The sequence below is a fragment of the Faecalibacterium hominis (ex Afrizal et al. 2022) genome, assembly GCF_049545105.1.
Taxonomy (GTDB): domain Bacteria; phylum Bacillota; class Clostridia; order Oscillospirales; family Ruminococcaceae; genus Faecalibacterium; species Faecalibacterium duncaniae.
Window position 1 is genome coordinate 1,007,862 of record NZ_CP186860.1, and the last position, 19,265, is coordinate 1,027,126.

Genomic DNA, 19,265 nt, shown 5'->3' on the forward strand with positions numbered 1-19,265 from the left:
CGCCATTCTTTGTCATTTCCGGGCGCAGCGCCCGTATTTTATATATTATCGCTTTTTGAAGGAATTGTCCACATGAAACGTATTTTTGCACTGCTTTTATCCCTTGCCGTCCTGTTCAGCTGCCTTGCCGTGACGGCCGGAGCCATGTTCGACCCCAGCACGGTCTACGATGTCAAGGCCCAGAGCGCCTATATCGTGAACACCGACACCAACATCATCGTCTATGAAAAAGACAGCGAGAAGCAGGTGTCCGCCGGGGGCCTGACGAAATATATGACCATTGCGCTGGTGCTGACCAACTATGCCGACCAGCTGGACAGCACGTTCACGATGCCCTTTGCCATCTCGGACTATGTCCACAACTCCGACAATGCCGACATGCGCTCGGGCGAGACCTTTACCTACCGGGAAGCCCTTTACGCCATGGTGACGCGTAACGCCAATGAGGCCGCCATGGGTCTGGCCTACGAGCTCTCGGGCGGCGACCTGGCGGGTTGGGTGAGCCAGATGAACACCCTCTCCCAGCGCATCGGCACCACCAACAGCACCTGGACAGATGCCTGCGGGCTGGACAGCGGCAACACCACCACCGCCGTGGACATGTACCTGATCCTGCGCTACCTGATGAGCTTTGATGCCTTCAAGGAGATCTCCGCCGCCCCCACCTTCACGATGCCGGCCAAGGAAAAGCACGCCAAGAGCTTTGTGCTGCTGAGCCAGAACGTGGCCCTGAACAAGACCAGCGGCGGCAGGTTCTACCGCAGCGCCATGCAGGGCGGCATGTGCGACGTGATGGCCTACAAGAACGACAGCGGCGATCAGAGCTATGTCTCGTGGGCCAACAAGGACGGGGCCACCTACATCTTCTGCATCATGCAAAGCCCCGACACCTGCGATGATTACGGCTATTCCAACCGCCGCCCGGCGCTGTACGAGACCACCAAGCTCATCGACTGGGTGTTCGAGAGCTTTTCCATCCAGGCCGCGCTGGACACCGACCAGGCGCTGGCGGAGATCCCGGTCAAATACTCCTCCGATACCGACACCCTGCAGCTCTACCCCGCTGACAGCATGATGACCCTGCTGCCCTCCACGGGGGATGGCTCGGTGACGCAGAAATATTTTCACCTGCCCGATTACGCCACGGCCCCCATCCAGCAGGGCGACGTGGTGGGCACTGTGGAGCTCAAGCTGGCAGGCGAGACCATCGGCGTGGTGAACCTCATTGCCGGGCAGGATGTCCACCAGAACGCATTGCTTTTCACGGTCTCCAAGGTACAGGCCTTCTTCCACAGCCTGTATCTCAAGGTGGTCATCGTCCTCTCCCTGCTCACTCTGGCAGTCTACGGCCTGTGGGTGTTCATCAACCTGTGGAACGGGCGCAGACCGAACCGAAAGATCCATAGAAGATAAACCCCACCGTCATCCCTACGGGATGCCACCGCCCCTGGTAGGGGCGGCCTTGGCAAAACTGGACAGCTTTACGCCATGCCAAGGGCCCCACTATTAGGGGGGCTGTCACGCGAAGCGTGACTGAGGGGTTTCGCCACCGATTGCAAAGAAGCTCCACCTTCACGGCGGAGCTTCTTTCTATTTCTTAGTCGATCGTCGTTTTTGTTCTGCCAATGCCGATCACTGCTGTTGTGATCTTTTTCCAGCTGCTGCAGCCGCACACACCGTCCACCGTCAGGCTGGTGCGGCGCTGGTAGCCCCTCAGGGCTTCCTCGGTGCGGGTGCCGAACAGGCCGTCGATGCGGCTGCCGGTCTGGTAGCCCAGTGTGGAAAGTGCGTCCTGCAGGATCATCACATAGCAGCCCCGGCTCCCCCGCCGCAGGGTGGGGTATCCGGCTGTGGTGCCGCTGCAGGCCGGGGTGCCGTAGCGGCGGTCAAAGTGCACCCAGGTGGGGGTCTGGCTCAGGGGCTCCACATAGCCCCAGGCTCCGGTGGACCGGGCAGCCCTATAGATGGCCGTGCGCTGGCTCTGGGTCAGGCTCTGGCCCACATCAAAGGCCACGCCGGCGTAATGCTGGCTGCGGGTGCCGTGACCGCCCTCCCAGATGCGGCGGAAGGCATACCCCACCGGGATGCCCTTGCCGTACTTGCGGCGGGTCAGGTTCCAGGCCTCCATGGCGGCGATGGTCGTCCAGAGCACCGGGCTCCCCGATTTTCCCCGGAACTCCCGCAATGTCAGGGTGCGCTCAGTGCTGTAAGGCATCGGGTCGTTTTCGTTCAGGCTGTTGTAGGTGTACACCTTGTTCTCATAGGCATCATAGATCAGCAGCCGTGCCATCCGTCATCCCTCCTCGCATTCGCAGCTCTGGGCACGGAGCGCGGCCCAGGTCTCCTCGTTCACCGTGCCCGTCACCAGCAGGTCCGCCCGCTCCTGTGCAGCCCGGACCCCTTCTGTCTCCTTCGGGCCGAAGCGGAAGTTCTCGGTCACATAGTCCTCGCCGCAGTTCCGCATACAGCGTCCATTGAGCCACTGTTCGATCTGCCCCACATCCGGGCCAACGCTCCCCTCTTTCATGGCGCGGCCCGGGTAAGCATCGGCCTGCCCGGCATCCCGGTCAGGGTTGGGGGAAACGGCGGCCAGCTGCAGGCTCAGGGCCTCCACCGCCGTCCAGGTCTCTGCATCCGCGACCCCGGTCTCAGGCAGATCCAGCAGGGCCTGCGCACTGCGGGTAGAGGCTGCCGTCTCGTCGGTATACCGGTCAGACAGGGGCGGGCTTTCCACGCTGTCGAAATAGTAGGCAATGCGCTGCAAAAGGAGGTTGTAGTAGAGCACCGCGTCCCCCGTGGCCCCCACTGCCAGCGGTGTGCCCGGGTAAGGCAGGCGCTTCAGCGTGACCACCGGGCCGGACACCCGCAGGGTGCTTGCTTTGCCGTAGAGCGAATTCCAGGTCGCCCGCCCTACTACACCGTCCACCGTCAGCTTCGCAAAGCGCTGGTAGGCCCGCACGGCGTTCTCGGTCGCCGCACCGAAGCTGCCGTCGATGGAAACAGCGGGGATGCTGCTCTCGTAAGCGCTCATCAGGTAGAGGTAGAACTGCAGCTCCCGCACTGCCGTTCCGGTGCTGCCCCGGCGCAGAATGCCCGGATACTCGCCGGGGCGCAGGCTGGCTGTGAGCAGCCGATTGGCGATATCGTTGTAGACCTCATACAGCTTGTTCCAGGTCGTGCGGCCCACCACGCCGTCGCTGGTCAGGCCGAAGTAGCTTTGGAATCTCCGCACTGCCGCCGCCGTGCCTGCGCCGAATTTTCCGTCCACGGTCAGGGTGTTCAGACTGGGATACACCGTGCGGGCGATCTTGAGCCAGAACTGCACCAGCCGGACGTTCTGCCCGCTGCTGCCTTGCCGCAGGGCTGTGCCCGGGTAAGCGTTGGGCCTGCCATTGTCGGACTGGATGCTGCGGAACTGATTGTAGAGTTCTGTCCAGGTGGCGCGGCCCACCACGCCGTCCACAGACAGGCCGTATCTTCGCTGGAAGGCCCGGACCGCACTGGCGGTGCCGCTGCCATACACGCCATCCACTGTCACGGAGGGGATGCTGCTCTCGTACTGGGCCAGAGTGTTCAGCCAGAACTGCAGCTGCTCCACAGCGCTGCCGGAAGAGCCGACGCGCAGGACGGTGTCGCCCCAGGTGCCGTCCGAGAGGGTGCCTGCGGCCGTTTCTCCCTCGCTGGTCAGCTCTGCAAGGTCTTTCACCGAGACATAGATATAGCTGATCTTATACCAGGTCTGCCGCCCCACCACGCCGTCAGCGGTCAGGTTGAACTGCTTCTGGAATCTCTTCACGGTCTCGGTCATCCTGCTGCCAAAGATCCCGTCCACGGTCAGCAGGCCAAGGAAGGGGTAATCCTTGGTGATGCGGTTCAGCTGCCGCTGCAGGGTGAACACCGCCGTGCCCCGGTCTCCCTGCCGGAGGGGGGAACCCGGATAGCTTCTGGGGATGGACTGGATGTTGCTGGTGCGGACGATCTCGATATCGCTGCCGTAGTAGTACTTGAGGATGCTCAGGGCATTGCGGCCCTGATTTGCCAGCGTGACCGTGCCCCACTGCTTGAGCCCCGGGCAGGTAACGGACTTTCCGTCACAGTATTCGGAGTAGTAGGGATTCACGGTGCCGGTCTTGCGGATGTAGGTGTTGAAGATGTCATCCGTCAGCTTTACCATCACATCGAACACAGTGCGGCCATGGACGTAATACTGGTCGTAGCTGGTGGAGTTGGTGATATTGAAGGTGTAGCCCTTGCTGGGATACCACTCGGTGTAAATACGGTTGAGCGCCAGCGAGATCTGGCAGTGGATGTTCGCTTTCAACGCTTCAATGGGCCAAGTGGGGTAGACCTCGCTGGAAGCCACATTGGCGATATAATCCCGGAAAGACACCGTCACGTTCCGGGCCGAGGCGGCGGGCCTGCCCAGATGGACCGTAATATTTTTGGGCACGATGACACGGTCCAGCACCCGGCTGCCGGTGCATGGATTGGTGGGAGCCGGGCCGCTGCCGCCGTTCCCCGCAAACAGAGCGTGGGTGGGGATGATCACAGGCGGGTCGACAATGTCTTTTCCCTCCTCGGTATCCGGGATCATCTCAGGCCGGGCCAGCGTGACCTGCCCAGCAAAGATCTGAATGCCCTGGATGCGGACGGTGCGGTAGCCCGGCTTTCTGGCCGTCAGGCTGCACACGGCATAGGGCAGGGTCGTGGTGTTGTTCTCGTCCAGCGAGAGGGCGCAGGCCGGGGCACAGATGGCCACATCCTCGGCATTGCCCTCGGCATCGGTGATGCGGTGAGCCGTGAAGCCGCTGCCGGTGATCACAACAGTCACTCCCTCCACCGGAGCCGACTGCCGGGGCCGATAGGTCTGGATACGCAGGATGCCATTCATCATATAAAAAAACTCCTTTGCCGATAAGCTGATTCTCTTACAGCTTATTCCGCAAAGGAGCAGAGGGTGCATTTTTCAGTTGATGTAGCAGCGGTCCTGACCCACCAGCCAGTCCTCGCACAGGCGCTCGGCTTCTTCCACGCTGCGGCTCACACAGCGGAACAGCGCCCCGTTCAGCGAACAATAGGAGTAGCGGACTTTGGGCACACCGTTCGCATCCTTAAATTGTTCACAGCGTTCCTGCCCGGGCATCAGATAAAATGGTTCCATTTTCCACGCGCTCTCCTTATTTTTGTCATGTTATGGCATTCTGCGGCACCGCCGCGCAACACCTTGCCTATTGTATCACCATCCGGCGGCAAAGGCTATTCGCCGATTGGACAAAAAGAACCGTGATTCTTCGGCCATGATTGCCATTGACAAGGTGTTTTTCGCATTTTGCCGCGGGCGTAGCGGTCGGTCCCACCCTTACACGACCATGCACCACAGCGGTGTGGTGATGAGGGAGAGCACCGTGGAGACCGCAACGCACTTGCTGGCAAAGGCGGAATCCCCGCCGTACTTTTCCGCCAGAACGGCGGTCACGCCGCCCATGGGCATGGCTGCCAATACCACGGAAACACCGGTCACAAGGCTCTCCGCGCCGCAGAGCCTGCAGCCCAGCAGCACCGCCGCCGGGATGAGCCCCAGCCGGATGAGGCAGTAGAGGAAGCAGTCCTTATCCCAGAGTTTGCCCATCCGGCTGCTGCCGATGATGGCACCGATCAGGATCATGGAAACACCCATGTTGCAATTGCTCAGGCTCTTGACGGTGCGGCCCAAAAAGCCGGGCAGCGGCAGCTGAGAGGCCATCAGCACCATGCCCACCACGACCGCCAGGATGCAGGGGTGGGTGAATGTTTTCCGCAGCACGGCCCTGCGGTCTGCCCGCATCTCTTCTTTGGAAGCGGGCTTTTCGTCCTGCAGAAAGTAGCTCACGCCCACCGACCACATTGCCACACGCTGGGGGATGAGGTAGATGGAGCTGAGCAGCAGGCCACTGCTGCCCCAGATGCCGTCCACCAGTGCGCTGCCCAGAAACGCACCGTTGGAGCAGACCGTGCCATACTGGTAAACACTCCGCTTTGCAAAGGGCAGCCAGTTGTAGCCCAGGGCACACAGCACCACACAGCCGATCTGCAGCGCCAGCGAGATCACAAGGATCGACGCGCTGCTCTTCAGCACATCCCAGCTGAACTCCACCAGAAACGACTGGATGATGTTCGCGGGCAGGATGACATTGATGAGCAGGTCGGTCAGGCACTTTCGTCCCTGCGCATTGATGATGCCCTTGCGGGCCAGAAAAAAGCCAATGAGGGTCAGCAGCGCAAGCTGGCCCTGCAATGTCAGCAGACTTGAAATTTCAGCCATGATTCCTCCTGTGTTTTGCACCAAAAAAGACTTCTTTGTTCAAAGTATAAGAAATCCGGCCGGGAAAAGCAAGGATTCCGATAACTTTTCAGCCCAGCGGCAGGTACACCACCGCTTTGGCACCGTGGGGGGTGTTCTGCCCGAACACTGCCGTGCCGCCATGGGCGGCGGCGATCTGCTGCACTACATATAAGCCAAGGATATGGGGCGCATTTTCGGCAGGCTCCGCAGCGTTCAGTGCCGCCAGAACGGCAGCCGGATAGCCGATGCCGTCATCTGCCACGGTCAGGCAGAAGCGCTCCCCTGCCCGCCGGGTGTGCACGGTAATGTTCACCGGCTTTGAGTTATGCCGGACGCTGTTGTTCATCAGGTTTTCCAGCAGCCGTGCCAGCAGCGCCTCATCCACCGAAAGCACTGTCTGCTCTGCCGGTTCTTCCTGTTCCAGCGTGATCCCGCAGCGCTCTGCCAGCGGGCTTTCGCAGAACTGCGCCACCAGCTGCCGGAACAGCGGCCCTGCCCGGAGGTCTTTCCGGCGCAGGGGTTGGGCACCGTATTCCAGCTTACTGGTCAGGTTCAGGTCATCAATGAGGGTGCGGAGCTTTTCGCACTGGATGCGGATGCCGGCCGCTTTCTGCCGGGAGCTGTCCGGCAAAAGTGCATCCTGTTCCAGCTGCTCCGCCCAGCCTAAGATCAGCGCCAGCGGGGTGCGCACGTCATGGCTGACTCCTGCGATCCACTGGGTGCGGGCGTTGTCCCGCCGAGAAAGCATCTCGTTTTTGGCTTGCAGCTGCGCCCCGGTCTGGTTCAGCTTTTCTGCCAGTTCCCCGGCAAAACCGTCGGTAGGCAGCTGGACGGTCTGCCCCTGCGCCAGTGCATCCAGACCGTCTGCCACGGTCTCCAGCCGCTTTGCCCCCCGCCAGCTCAGCCAGAAGCAGAGCACCAGCCCCAGCAGCAGCATTCCCAGTGCTGCCGCCGGGAGCACCCGCACCATGCTCAGAGCAAAGTCCGGTGAGCTGTAAATGCTGTACTTCCACAGGCTCCCCTTTGGCAGCCCGATGACAAACAGCCCGTAGGGTTCTGTCCAGCAGAACACCGGGTAATCCGCCAGATACCAGCGGGAAAATTTGGCGATATCGCCGGGAGTGTAGGCATGGTTCAGCTCCTGCGGCAGGCCGTAGCTCCAGCAGATGTTTCCCACATCGTCCAGCACCATCGCCCACGCGTAGCCGTTCATCCACTCCTGCGGGGTGCGTTCTGCCCCAAAGGCAAGCCCTTCGGCGGTCTCCACCATGGAATCCGCGATCTCGCTGGAGGAATACTCCCGCTGCGGCAGGCGGCAGCTTTCCTGCCAGCCCAACCAGCCCAGCACTGCAACACCGGAAAACAGCAGCAGCAGAACAATGCCCACCGCCGCCAGCACATACCGCCGGATCAGGCGCACAAAGGTTTTCATGCTTTGTCCCCCTTTGTCAGCTTATAGCCAATGCCCCGCACCGTCCGCAGAAACTGCGGCACACCGGGTTCGGCTTCCAGCTTCTCCCGCAGATGCCGGATATGTACCCCCAGACTGTTCTCGCAGCCATAATAATCTGCGCCCCAGACCGCCGCACAAAGGGCATCGTAGGTAACGATGTGTCCCCGGTTCTCTGCCAATTTCCGCAGCAGCGCCAGCTCGGTAGCGGTCAGCGTCAGTGTTTTGCCCTCTGGCAGGGTAACAATGGCATCATTCAGGTCTACGCACCGCTCCCCCAGCTGCAAAGGTGCCGGTTTTGTACGGGACAGCTCTGCCCGGTACGCCCGCTGCAAAATATGCTGCACCCGCAGCAGCAGTTCCTGCATCAGAAAAGGCTTGGTCAGGTAGTCGTCTGCGCCAAGACCCAGCCCAAACAGACGGTCGGCATCCGCATCCCGTGCAGAGAGAAATAGCGCCGGAACGTCCGCTTTTGCCCGCAGCGCCCGGAACAGCGAAAATCCATCCCCATCCGGCAGGTTGATATCCAGGATCATCAGCTCCGGCTGTTCTGCCGCAAAGCAGATGCGGGCAGCGGCGCAGCTTTGGGCGGTTCTGATATGGCCATATCCTGCGCCCCGCAGCTGCTCACACAGCAGTTCCAGCAGTTCGGCGTTGTCGTCCACAAGCAGGAGCTTTGCATCATAAATGGTATCCATAAGGGCAGTTCTCCTTTCCCGCCTTTACTATACCACACTTTTTGCGCCGCAGCGGAAAACGCCTGCAAATTTAAGGGAAATTTAAGCTGCGCTTCCGGCCAGCTTAAGGCAGCAGGTGTATTCTGGTATCGTTCCGAAATCCATGAATGCGAAAGGAGACCATTTATGAAACCTGTGATCGAGACCCATGCCCTTTGCAAAAGCTACCATGGCCGTCCGGTGGTGGATCATTTGAACCTGGCTGTCCCGGAGGGCTGTGTTTACGGCTTTTTAGGCCCCAACGGTGCGGGCAAATCCACCACCATGAAGATGCTGCTGGGGCTTGTACACCCCACCGGCGGCAGTGTGGAACTGCTGGGGCACACCCTGAACGAAGCAAACCGCATTGCCCTGCTGCGGCAGACCGGCAGCCTGATCGAATCCCCCTCCGGTTACCTGCACCTGACTGCCCGGGAAAACCTTTCCATCGTGGCTGACTTGAAAGACGTGGACCGGAAGGACATCCCCCGGGTGCTGGAGATCGTGCACCTGACCAAGGACGCTGACCGGAAGGTAGGGCAGTATTCCCTTGGCATGAAGCAGCGGCTGGGCATTGCCATGGCGCTGCTGGGCAGCCCCAAACTGCTGATTTTAGATGAACCCACCAACGGTCTGGATCCGGCAGGCATTCAGGAAATGCGCAGTCTGATCGCCTCCATGCCCCAGACCACCGGAGCCACCGTGCTGATCTCCAGCCACCTGCTGGGCGAGATTGAGCAGATGGTGGATCAGGTGGGCATCCTGAACCACGGCAGGCTGCTGTTCGAGGGTTCTCTGCAGCAACTGCAAAAGCACAGCCGGGGCGGCATTCTGCTGCGGGTGCTGGATGCACCCAAAGCCGCAGCCGTCCTGCAGCAGCAGGGAGTAAAAGCCGCTGCACCGGCAGATCAGCCGGACACCCTGCAGCTGCCCCCGCTGCCGGACGAAGCGCTGGCGGCACTGGTCTGCACCCTTGCCGAAAGCGGCGTGGGCGTGGTTGGCCTGACTGCACAGACAAAGAGCCTTGAGGACATCTTCCTCAGCCTGACACAGACCAACGGGGAGGTGGCGTAAGATGGCAGCTTTCCGTGCAGAACTGCAAAAAGCCCACCGTCGGCACGACCTTGCCCTCTGCCTGCTCATCCCCGGCATTGTCGTGCTGTGGGTGGGCGGCCTTGCCCCGGCAGACCCGGAGGAACTTGCCAACGGTTACAGCGCCCTGCTTTACAGCCTGCCCGTCATTGAAGCCATTCTGATGCCGGTGATGATGGCAGTGCTGGCCTCCCGGCTGTGGGATATGGAGATCAAAGGCAACACCGCCAAGCTGCTCTACACCCTGCAGAGCCGCCGCAGCCTGTTTGCAGGCAAAGCGGTCTTTGGAGTGCTGGAGGTGCTGTTGGTCACGGTGCTGGAGCTGGCCTGCGTTCCGGTGCTGGGGCGCATTCATGGTTATACCGAAGCCTTTCCCACCGGGCAGCTGGTCTATCTGTTCGTCTGCACGCTGGCTGTGGACGCAATGCTCTTCTTTGGCGAATTTCTGCTGATGTTGTGGGTGGGCAACCCCCTGCCTGCGCTCTGCGTGGGCATCGTAGGGGCACTGGTGGGGCTGTTCTCTGCTTTTATGCCGCCGCTTGTCAGTTATTTTGTGCCCTTTGGGTACTACATCCCGCTGAGCGCCTACGAAGTGGCGAACTGGGACAAGGCCACCCACACCGTCACCTACGGCACCCGCCCCTTCAACTGGGGGCTGCTGGCCTTCACCCTTGCGCTGGGCGCTGTGCTGTTTGCCCTTGCGTGGCGCAAGGTACAGGACGAGGAGGTATAAAACCATGCTGAAACGCTGTATTCTTGCGGAGAACCGCAAACTCCACGCATCCCCCATCTGGGCAATGTTCTTTGTGCTGCCCATTCTTTCCGCCACCTACGGCACTTTCAATTATCTGCAAAATCTTGAGATCCTCACCGACGGCTGGTATAGCCTGTGGACCCAGCACACCCTGTTTTATTCCATGCTCTTCTTCCCTGCCATGGTCGCCGCCTATGCTGCCTACTTGTGGCGGCTGGAACATCTGGGGCACAACTGGAACCTGATCATGGCAAGCCCCGTACCGCCGCTGGACCTGTTTGCAGCAAAGTTTGCGGTGGTGACAAAGCTGGCGCTTCTGACCCACGGTTTTGTGTTCGCGCTGTTCGTGTTCTGCGGCAAGGTATTTGCCCATCTGCCCGGGCTGCCGCCGGTCACCTTACCTCTGTTTTTACTGCGGGGACTGCTGGGTGCGTTGGCTGTCATTGCCGCACAGCTGGTGCTGGCCATGGTCATCCGCAGCTTTGCCGTGCCCATTTTTCTGGGGTTGCTGGGCGGCATTACCGGCATCTTTATCAGCTCCAAAGGCTTTGGAATCCTGTGGCCCTATTCCCTGATGCAGCTGGGTATGAACTCCAACAAAAGTGCGGATGCTCTGGCTGGCAGCTACGGGCTGTTTGCCTTCAGCTGCATCTTCTGGCTGGGGACAATGTTCCTTCTGGCATGGCTCCTGCTGAAAAAACGGGATGTCCGGGCATAGCACAAAGGGGAGAGCACCTTCACGGTTGCCCTCCCCTTTTTTCAGCTGTTCAACTGCTGCATGATCTTCCTGACCTCGCTGCTGGAGTATCCCTCCTTGAGCAGCTGGGTGCGGATGGCCGTATCACTGCGGCCCTGACTGCGCATCCTCGCCGCGCTGTACGGCACGGTGCCGCCGCTGGAAACGCCGCTTTTGCCCACCTTCAGGCCAGTGTCACCCGTCAGGCTGCCGCGCTTCGCCGCTGCATCGGCGCTGGCTTTTTCGGCAGTCCGGCTGGCCTTTTCCTGCTTGGCTTCCCACTGGCTCTTGCTCAGATCCAGCCGCTCTGCCGCAAGGGCATTGCTGACCTGCTGCTGGCGGAGTTTGTCCTGATATTCCTGCTGCGCCTGCTCGTTTTTGTACTGCTGCTGTGCCAGCTCATCCTGCCGCAGCTGCTCCTGCATTTTCTGCTTCCACGCCGTGTCGGCCCGTTCGGCTTCATAGGCGCGGTTGCCCGCATAGATGTTGTACCCGGTGTTCAGCAGGCTGCCTGCCATGCTGCCCAGACCCGTGGTACCGGTAATGGCCAGCTGGGCCGCGTCACCCAGAAGGCCCAGCACGGTCATCACATTGTTGAAGCCCTGCTGGCGGCGGGCCGCCTCCTGCTGTTCCTGTGCCGCGTAGTAACCATACAGGCTGTCCAGCTGGCCCAGATAATCCTGATAGCGCCCGTAATCCTGGGTGTAAGCCGTGTTGTAGGCATTGCCCTTTTGTTCCAGCTGGGTGTAGTAATCCGCCAGCTCCCGCTCATACTTCTGCTGGGCATTCTGCTCCTGCCCGTTCAGCTGGTCGATCTGCTCCACCAAGGCATCGCCGCCGCTCTGGTAGGTATCCAGCGCCAGCCGGTACAGCGTGGGGATGGCCTCGCTCAGTGCACCGATCTGCTGCTGGTATGCCTGCCGGGCCGCACTGGCCGCGTAGCTGGAACCATAGCCGCCGGTCAGGGCAGCGGCCTGCGCCGCCGCATCAGCACTGGCGTTCTGAGCATTCTGGGTGTACAGCTGGGCGTACTGGCGGTACAGTGGGTCGGCACCATAGCTGTAACTGAATTCCTTCCGGTCCAGCAGATCCTCCATCAGGCCGTCAATGCGGCCCTGATAGGCGCTCTCGTAATCGCCGGGGCGGTTGGCCTGCCACTGCTTCAGGTCGCTGGCCGCGTCCGTCACCTCCTGCGAGGGCCGGTACTCTGCCGAAGCCAGCGCGTTTTCCACATCCTGCCGGTTTTTCAGCCCGCCTGTGGTGTACTCCTGCTTCTTTTTCTCGCTCATGTCTCCTCCTTTCCCAAACTGCCGGAAAGCCTGCCCCGCAGCTCCTCCGAGAAATTCTCCGTGTCCAGATTGCAGAGCACATACTGCAATTGCTCCTGCATCTGGTACAGATAATTCCGCAGGGCCCGGGCATCCTCCGGATCCATATTCTCACTCAGCCTGGGCAGGCCGATCTTGCCCAGACCCGCAATGCTTGCCATGGTTCATCCCTCCAGTTCCATCTGGTTTCCCTTTGCCCCGCTGAAGGTCTTGGCCAGGCTCCGCAGGGTGATCTGCCCATAGCCCCACAGCCGCAGCCGGAGCGAGGCGCACCGCCGGGGCACAAGGTGCAGATCACAATTGCGGCGCGGCCCCTCCACTGTCAGGGCAGCGGCGTTCTCCCAGGGGCCGCCGTCATAGCTCACTTCCACAGTCACCCGGCTCCTGCAGGCGGCATCCAGCCGCAGCGTCAGCCGGGAGAGGTAACGCTCCTCGGGGCTGTCCAGCCCCAGATCTCCGGTGGTCAGGGCAAACTCCACGCCCTGTTCCGTTTCCTCGCTTCTCTGCCCTGCCGTTTCCCGGCTGGGATCAGCGGCCCAGAGCGCCCGGCCATCCCAGAGATAGAGCTGCCCGCCGGTGCTGGCCATCTCAAAGGAGCAGACATCCTCCTCGTGCCAGAGGCCCCGCTCGGTATCATAGACCAGCAGACGCACCTCGTTTTCCCGGCTGACATGCAGATAATACCGGCCATCCAGCGCGCCGCCCACGGCCTGCTTCACATTGGCAAGCCGCCCGGCATCCAGCGCCGCCGACACCTTGGCCGGGATGCTGCCGTCCCACGCCATCACGCCGTCGGGCGAGAGATAGTACAGCGTCTCGTTCAGCACGCAGAGACTGCGGGCCGCGTTTCTGGCCACGCCCCGGCAGCGCAGGGAGCTGAGCTGGAAATCCGAGGGCTTGGAGCCGTAGAGCTTGTGCAGGGTGTTTTCCTTGAAGAACAGCGCATAGCCCATGCAGGTAGCTGCGCCGGTAAAGGGACCGTCGCTGCCCACGGTCACGGCATAGCTGTCTGCCGCGATGCCCCGGTAGGAGAACCAGTTGGTGGGGTCGCCCAGCTTGCAGGCGTAGATGACATTCTCGCTGCTGGAACAGCCCCACACCCGGTTGTCGCACTCGGTCAGGTACTCAAGGTCGGGCACCCGGCGCTCCACCTTCACACCCTCCGCCGGGAAATACTCTTCCCGCTGTGTGCCGTCCATGCTCACCCAGACAGCACTGCTGCCATTGTGGACAAGCCTGCCGTAAAAGTGTTCGCCGCCCGGGTCAGCCCGCAGGCGCAGGGTGGTTTCGGTCACACCGTACACGATGCGGTCGCCGTCCAGCCCGGCCCACTGGCCTGCCTGTTCAGCCCCCGTACCGGTCAGGGTCACGGTGTCCCACACCCGGAACTCCGTCCCGATGCCCTCAGCGGTCACAAGGCAGTAGTCCAGCGGGATCACCGTCCAGTTGCCCGAAGCCTCGCTGTACACCTCCAGCGTGTTCTCTGCGGAATAGGGCTTGTCCGACTCGTTCAGCTTCAGAAACAGCTGGCCGTCCTGCGGGTGTTCCGGCTCCTTTGTGCCCTTGTCCTTCACCTCGTAGGTATTCCCCGAAGCATCACAGGGCGCAAAGCTCACGCTCAGGCTTCCCGCCTCCCAGGCAGCACCCAGCGGGGCCGCACTGCCGTCGGCCGTATCGAACGCCACCTTGTCCGGAAAGATCAGGATCTTTGTTCCGATGCCCACCATCGTCTTGCGGCTGTCTGCCACGGCATTTTTCACGGTGACGGGCTGGGCCGGGGCCTCGTCCGGGGTATAAACCAGGTCCTGCCCGCAGACGGTCAGCAGACCGTTCAGGTGATACATCCCGTTCAGCCCGGCCAGCTCCTGCAGCCTGCGGCGGGGCAGCCGGGTGCTCAGGGCCGGGAAATCCCGGGCCGAAAAATTCATTCCCCCGCTGTACTCAGCCTCGGTGCAGCCGTAGGTCTCGTTCAGGCCGCCAAAGGCCCGCAGCAGATCCCGGGTATTCTTCACACCGGTCCGATTTGTCAGAAGCATCCACTTTCCTCCCTTTCACCACCGCCACTGCGCACCGCGCTTCGGCTTTGCCCGCCGCCGCAGCCAGGCGCTCAGCTCGGCCAGAATGCTGTTATACCGGGCCTGCTCCCCGGCGTAACGTTCCGTCTCACCCAGGGCAGCATCCAGCTTTGCGCAGAGGTAATGCGGGTAGAGTGCATCAAAGGGCACGGGTACCAGCAGTTCTACGGCATCGTCCAGACCGCCCTCCGCAGGCCAGGCAAGGTCTGCTCCCACTCCGGCCCGCAGCCCGCAGCCGGAGAACAGCAGGGCCCGCAGCATCCCGTCCTCCTCACAGAGCCAGCGCTGCCGGGTGCAGCTGTCCACCTTGCAGCCCGGCCGCAGTTCCTCGGCCCGTTCCAGAGCCTGTCCCACTGTCATGCTCTCACCCCGCGATCTTCTCGGCGGCGGCAATGCGGGCAGCGGTGCGCTCATCCTGCACCTGGCTGTGCTCCAGCACCTCTGCCACCTCGGGCGGCACTTCCACCTCCACGCCCCGGCGGATCTTATAGCTCACGCCGTTCACACTCACAAACAGGTCGCCCTTGTACCGGCTGTTGTCCTTGAACAGCCGGATTCTTACGTTTTTCTTGTCCATTTTTCATCCTTTCTGCCCTCTGTCGCAGGGGCACTGCCTTTTACGCCTCGCCTGGTTTCGTCATCCAGCAGGGCTTGCCCGGTTTGCCAAGGGCTCCCCTACTAGGGGAGCTGGCGCGAAGCGCCTGAGAGGTTCAGTTGGCACTCGCATTCTCCGAATAACTGGATACGCTCTCAATGCGCACCATGTACTGCTCCACCAGACGCTCGGCGGCGCGCATCCCCTTCCAGCCCACGGAAGCGCGCTGGTTCAGCGGGTCGTCGCCATAACCCAGCTGCTTGACGATGTGTTCCAGGCCGCCGCCCTCCAGCTCGGTCACACCGTAGGCATGGGCACCCAGCACCAGCGTACCGAACACGGCCAGACCGCTGGGGCAGGTGGTGTCCTTCCAGATCTTGGCCTCGCTGGTCTCCACAAAGCGGATGTTGCCCAGCTTGCCGATCTCGCCGCGGTACATGGTCTCAGGGTCGGCATACTTGTGTGCCTCAATGAATTCCCTGCAGGTCTTCAGGTCGTAGGCGGCATAGGGGTGGATGATGGCAATGTAGCTGTCGCCGATGGGGTCCGCGTTCATGGCACCCAGCTGCGCCGCCGCCCGGAAGAACAGCTTCGGGGTCAGGGTGCAGGTCTTGTCCAGCTCCTTGCGGCTCTTCACCTCCGTTTCGGTGCCGTCTGCATTCTGCTTGGGAGCATACAGCACATTGGTGCCGCCCGCCAGCACATCACGGGTGATGCTGTCCATGGTGCGGCCCGCCTGGCTTGCCAGCACACGGGTGGCCTGCACCACGTTGTTGTCGATGGCGGTCATCTGCAGCACGTCAGTCAGCGGGGTCCAGCCGCCATACTGGTGCAGGTCGCTGGTGATGGTGGTCACGTTCAGGGCCTGACCGTCCGGGGTCACGCCCTCGGTCAGCGGAGTGGAAGCCTTGGGCAGGCTGTCGTACTTGCGGAACTCGATGGTCTTGCCGCCGTTCTGGGGCACAGGATAGTAATCCGCAAACTGGTCATGCACCAGCCGGGGCTCTGCCTGGTCGATGAGGCGCTTCTCGTAGAAGGTCTTCATCTCCGGGGTCATGGTGGTGGTGGAGTTCAGGGGAGTTTCGGCAAACAGCTGAATGTTGAAGTTGTTCATAGTCATTATCCTTTCTTTCATTGATTTCAAGCTCCCCCTTCGGGGGAGCTCCGCAAGGCGCTGGCAAAGCCAGACCGAAGCGGTGAGAGGGTTTCCCTCAAAAACTGATCTTTGCGCCATGGAGCGCCTGACGTTCCAGTGCTTCCCGCTGGCTGCGGGTCATCCGGTTCACATCCGCACCGGTCACGGCGGCGCTGCCGGGGTGGGTGCCGTTTTCAGCAGGGCGTGCCCCGCGCTGGCGGATGCGCTCCACCACGCCCTGCTCCACGGTGCGGGCAGTCTGGCGCATGGCATCCCCGTAATGGGCCAGCCGGTAGGCATCCAGCATCCGCATCCCGGGCAGCTGCATCAGACGGCGCATCTCGGGGTCTGCCAGCTCCTTTTGCAGGGAAAACTCCGGCACCGCCCGGCGCATTATGGCCTCCTCGGCAGCCCAGCGCCGGTGCAGGGCATCCACAGCCTGGCTTCCCGGGAAACGTTTTGGCAGCGCAGGGCGGGGTGGTTCCTGTTCCTGCCCTTCTTCCGCCTTGACCGGTTCGGTCTCTTTCACCTCCTTCTCCCCCTCCGGGGCGGTCGTCTCCTGCCTTGCGTCCGCTTTTTCACCGGGCTTCATGGTACCCGATGCCACAGCCTGCTGTTCCTGGGCCGCGCTCAGGGCAGGGGCAGCCGCTTCGCCGCCGTCAGCAAACAGCTGCAGGTCCATCATCTCCTGCTTGCCCCGGGCACTCCGGTCGGCAAAGCGTACATTGTCCGGGTAGCGCTCGGCCAGCAGGGCAAAGCCCGCCTTGGCCAGCTCAAAGGCCCCCTCGACCCATGCGGTACAGGGCCGGGCAGCAGTCACCGTCAGGCGGGGGCCATCGGGCTCGTCAAAAGCATCGCTGTGGGCGTTCTCCTCACCCGCCAGCAGGCTGACCAGTGCCTGCATCAGGGTGCTGACACCGGCGCACACGATATCCTGCCCTGCCGGGGCATAGCCTGCATGGCCCGCTGCTTCCAGACGCATGGCCGGGCCGTAAGGGCCGTCCAATTCCGTATAATTCACTTTGATCATTTCTGCCTCCTTCTCATGTAAAACCTCTCCGTCACCTGCGGTGACACCTCCCCTAATAGGGGAGGCAAGCCAGCAGCAGCGTGAACCTGGCTCTCCTGTCAGGAGAGCTGGCGCAAAGCGCCGGAGAGGTTCTTCGCCAATGCTCTTGTGCTCAGATTTTCCTCCGCGCCGCTCAATTTCTCGTTGAACCGCGCGATCTGCATCTGGGCCGCCGTCAGCTTCTGTGCCAGCGTGCCGTTCTGCCGCACCCTCTGGCGCACTTTTTCGATGCCCTCAAAATCCATCATCTCCAGTGCCGCCAGGGCCGCGTCGGCATTCTGGGGTGCAAAGAAACCCAGTTGGTAGCACTCCTTCGCCGTTTCATTCTGGGAAAGGCGGCTGAAGGTGGATTTCTTCTCGGCGCTCACCACAATATCAAACACCGGTTCCCGGCTTCCCAGCTCCACGCCGCCCATCAGCCCCATGGGGCGGGCACGCAGCGCTGCCCCGGAAAAGGGCACGAACTCTCTGCCTCCGGCAGGCCCGATGACACGGAACACCCGCTCCTCATCGTAAAACTGCCGCATCAGGTCAATGATGAGGTAGCACTCCCTTGCAAAGGCCCGGTAGGCACTTTTGAGCATATCGCGGGAGAGCTTGCTGCCCGCCTCCTGCAGGGCCGCAATGGCACTTGCCGCCGTCACGCCGCCTGCGGTGCCGCCCTGGGTCATATCCCGGTTTCCGCTGATCTCCTTCAGCTCCTCAATGCGGCTGTTGCGGTAGCTCAGGCTGTTCCCCTGCAAACCGGCGGTCTGCAACGGGCGGAAACTCTCGTCTCCCAGCCGCCCGGCCACATGGACGATGTCCCGGCTGAGATCCGCCAGTTCCTCCTCGTTCACGCCCGCCGTGTCGCTGAGCACATACCGCTGCTTGGATGCCAGCAGGACATTTTCATCCATGGCATGGTTCATCCTGTCGATGGCGGTCTGGCATTCCTTCATCACATCGATATAGCCAAAGCCCGCCGGGCTGTCCTCTTCCATAAACAGCGGGTCGAACACGAAGGGATATTTCCCGTGGTCGTAGAAGCCCCGCCCGGCAAGGGCCGGGTCGTTCTCGCTGGCATAGAGCACCACGCCGTTGCAGAACTTGCAGTAGTGGAGCAGGGTGCGTCCGGCCTCGTCCGGCTTTTTGTAGTACCAGTCCACCACCACGCTTTTTTCGGTGGTGTCCAGCCCGCCGTCGTGGAGAAAACGGGGCACATCCAGCACACTGGCGCTGTGGCCCTTCAGCTGGGGCCAGCGGTTTTCCAGCTGTTTGGTGTTCTCCATGCTCAGGGAGAAAAAGTGGGGCGAGGCCTGGATATCTGCCACGCCCGGCTCCCAGTAGAGCATGAGCAGGTTCATGGGCCGGATGGCGATCTCTCCCACGCCGCCCCGGGCCTCCGGGTCCCAGAACACGCCCTTGACCCCGGTGCCCTGCTTGAGCTTGCGCCACCAGGTGTCGCTGTACACCTGTTCATAGTCTGCCTGCTCCAGCACCACCGGCAGGATGCTGGAAAGCACCTGTGCGGTCTGCGCATCGTCTGCCGCCCGGGGCAGAACATTGGGGGCCGGGTAATTGTCCATGGCATCGGCGTGCTTGTTGGCAATGCTGTTGAACAGCCACCCGCTGGCAGGCTGGGGCTTGCCCTCCATCATGGGGTTCTGGTAGTTCTTCCAGTGTCCCATCCGGAACCACAGCTCGTTGTCCACAATGCGTTTGTCCAGCGCGGCTTTTCCGGCCTTGTATTTCTGTAAAATGGCAGTGGCTTCGGCCACTTCTTCTGCCCCGATGGGGGGCTTTTCATCGATCATTGCTTACTCCTTTCTTGTTAGCTTCCTCACCCTCTCAGTCTCGCTCCGCTCGCCCACAGCCGGGTTGCGGCTCCCAGCGTCTGCTTCACTCTGTTCGCATCCTTGCTGGCCGCTGCCCCAACAACTCCTCCCTCAATCCGCCGCTGGCGGCGGTCGTCGTCGTTGCTCCCAAAGTGGGAGCTTCTGACGAAACTGCA

The 19,265-nt window shown here is 61.7% G+C and carries 18 protein-coding genes; 4 read left to right on the forward strand and 14 right to left on the reverse strand.

Features of this window, described 5'->3' with window-relative positions; genetic code table 11:
* The first annotated feature begins 72 nt into the window (after positions 1–72).
* The gene (locus tag ACKXGA_RS04825) at positions 73–1,413 is read left to right on the forward strand and encodes a D-alanyl-D-alanine carboxypeptidase family protein (RefSeq protein WP_156058437.1); all 1,341 of its coding nucleotides are present in this window, start codon (positions 73–75) and stop codon (positions 1,411–1,413) included.
* A 184-nt stretch (positions 1,414–1,597) separates the two neighbouring features.
* Here the strand turns inward: ACKXGA_RS04825 and ACKXGA_RS04830 are convergent, their stop codons facing one another.
* From ACKXGA_RS04830 to ACKXGA_RS04855, 6 genes are all read right to left on the reverse strand, one after another.
* Positions 1,598–2,290, reverse strand: coding sequence for a peptidoglycan-binding domain-containing protein (locus ACKXGA_RS04830; RefSeq protein WP_098924677.1), 693 nt, complete (start codon positions 2,288–2,290; stop codon positions 1,598–1,600).
* Positions 2,291–2,293: 3 nt separating this feature from the next.
* On the reverse strand, positions 2,294–4,894 hold the full coding sequence (locus ACKXGA_RS04835; protein ID WP_423730205.1) for a peptidoglycan-binding protein: 2,601 nt from the start codon (positions 4,892–4,894) through the stop codon (positions 2,294–2,296).
* Positions 4,895–4,966: 72 nt separating this feature from the next.
* Positions 4,967–5,161, reverse strand: coding sequence for a DUF3873 family protein (locus tag ACKXGA_RS04840; RefSeq protein WP_005931230.1), 195 nt, complete (start codon positions 5,159–5,161; stop codon positions 4,967–4,969).
* Between the two features lie 198 nt (positions 5,162–5,359).
* Positions 5,360–6,301, reverse strand: coding sequence for an AEC family transporter (locus tag ACKXGA_RS04845; RefSeq protein ID WP_117476000.1), 942 nt, complete (start codon positions 6,299–6,301; stop codon positions 5,360–5,362).
* Positions 6,302–6,389: 88 nt separating this feature from the next.
* The gene (locus tag ACKXGA_RS04850) at positions 6,390–7,754 is read right to left on the reverse strand and encodes a sensor histidine kinase (protein WP_423730206.1); all 1,365 of its coding nucleotides are present in this window, start codon (positions 7,752–7,754) and stop codon (positions 6,390–6,392) included.
* On the reverse strand, positions 7,751–8,470 hold the full coding sequence (locus ACKXGA_RS04855) for a response regulator transcription factor (protein ID WP_423730207.1): 720 nt from the start codon (positions 8,468–8,470) through the stop codon (positions 7,751–7,753). The genes ACKXGA_RS04850 and ACKXGA_RS04855 overlap by 4 nt, the downstream gene beginning before the upstream one ends.
* A gap of 165 nt (positions 8,471–8,635) precedes the next feature.
* Between ACKXGA_RS04855 and ACKXGA_RS04860 the strand changes: the two genes are divergently transcribed.
* The 3 genes from ACKXGA_RS04860 to ACKXGA_RS04870 are packed head-to-tail and all read left to right on the forward strand — an operon-like array spanning position 8,636 to position 11,052.
* On the forward strand, positions 8,636–9,562 hold the full coding sequence (locus ACKXGA_RS04860; protein ID WP_423730208.1) for an ABC transporter ATP-binding protein: 927 nt from the start codon (positions 8,636–8,638) through the stop codon (positions 9,560–9,562).
* Between the two features lies 1 nt (position 9,563).
* Complete coding sequence (locus ACKXGA_RS04865) at positions 9,564–10,313, forward strand: ABC transporter permease (RefSeq protein WP_423730209.1); 750 nt, start codon at positions 9,564–9,566, stop codon at positions 10,311–10,313.
* A gap of 4 nt (positions 10,314–10,317) precedes the next feature.
* On the forward strand, positions 10,318–11,052 hold the full coding sequence (locus tag ACKXGA_RS04870) for an ABC transporter permease (protein ID WP_423730210.1): 735 nt from the start codon (positions 10,318–10,320) through the stop codon (positions 11,050–11,052).
* A 41-nt stretch (positions 11,053–11,093) separates the two neighbouring features.
* Here the strand turns inward: ACKXGA_RS04870 and ACKXGA_RS04875 are convergent, their stop codons facing one another.
* From ACKXGA_RS04875 to ACKXGA_RS04910, 8 genes are all read right to left on the reverse strand, one after another.
* Entirely contained in the window at positions 11,094–12,359 is a 1,266-nt protein-coding gene (locus ACKXGA_RS04875; protein WP_117535734.1) for a cell envelope biogenesis protein TolA, read from the reverse strand.
* Positions 12,356–12,559, reverse strand: coding sequence for a hypothetical protein (locus ACKXGA_RS04880; RefSeq protein ID WP_005931258.1), 204 nt, complete (start codon positions 12,557–12,559; stop codon positions 12,356–12,358). Before ACKXGA_RS04880 ends, ACKXGA_RS04875 begins: the two co-directional genes overlap by 4 nt.
* 3 nt (positions 12,560–12,562) lie before the next feature.
* Positions 12,563–14,434, reverse strand: coding sequence for a hypothetical protein (locus tag ACKXGA_RS04885; protein ID WP_423730211.1), 1,872 nt, complete (start codon positions 14,432–14,434; stop codon positions 12,563–12,565).
* Positions 14,435–14,449: 15 nt separating this feature from the next.
* Positions 14,450–14,833, reverse strand: coding sequence for a hypothetical protein (locus tag ACKXGA_RS04890; RefSeq protein WP_117535737.1), 384 nt, complete (start codon positions 14,831–14,833; stop codon positions 14,450–14,452).
* A gap of 4 nt (positions 14,834–14,837) precedes the next feature.
* Positions 14,838–15,050, reverse strand: a complete 213-nt coding sequence (locus ACKXGA_RS04895; protein WP_097770405.1) for a hypothetical protein — start codon at positions 15,048–15,050, stop codon at positions 14,838–14,840.
* A gap of 133 nt (positions 15,051–15,183) precedes the next feature.
* On the reverse strand, positions 15,184–16,182 hold the full coding sequence (locus tag ACKXGA_RS04900; protein WP_082210765.1) for a N4-gp56 family major capsid protein: 999 nt from the start codon (positions 16,180–16,182) through the stop codon (positions 15,184–15,186).
* A gap of 97 nt (positions 16,183–16,279) precedes the next feature.
* Entirely contained in the window at positions 16,280–17,233 is a 954-nt protein-coding gene (locus tag ACKXGA_RS04905) for a ribosomal-processing cysteine protease Prp (protein WP_423730212.1), read from the reverse strand.
* 98 nt (positions 17,234–17,331) lie between these two features.
* Positions 17,332–19,068 carry a portal protein gene (locus ACKXGA_RS04910; RefSeq protein ID WP_423730213.1) on the reverse strand — a complete coding sequence of 579 codons (1,737 nt, stop codon included), beginning with the start codon at positions 19,066–19,068 and terminating at the stop codon, positions 17,332–17,334.
* Positions 19,069–19,265: the final 197 nt, after the last annotated feature.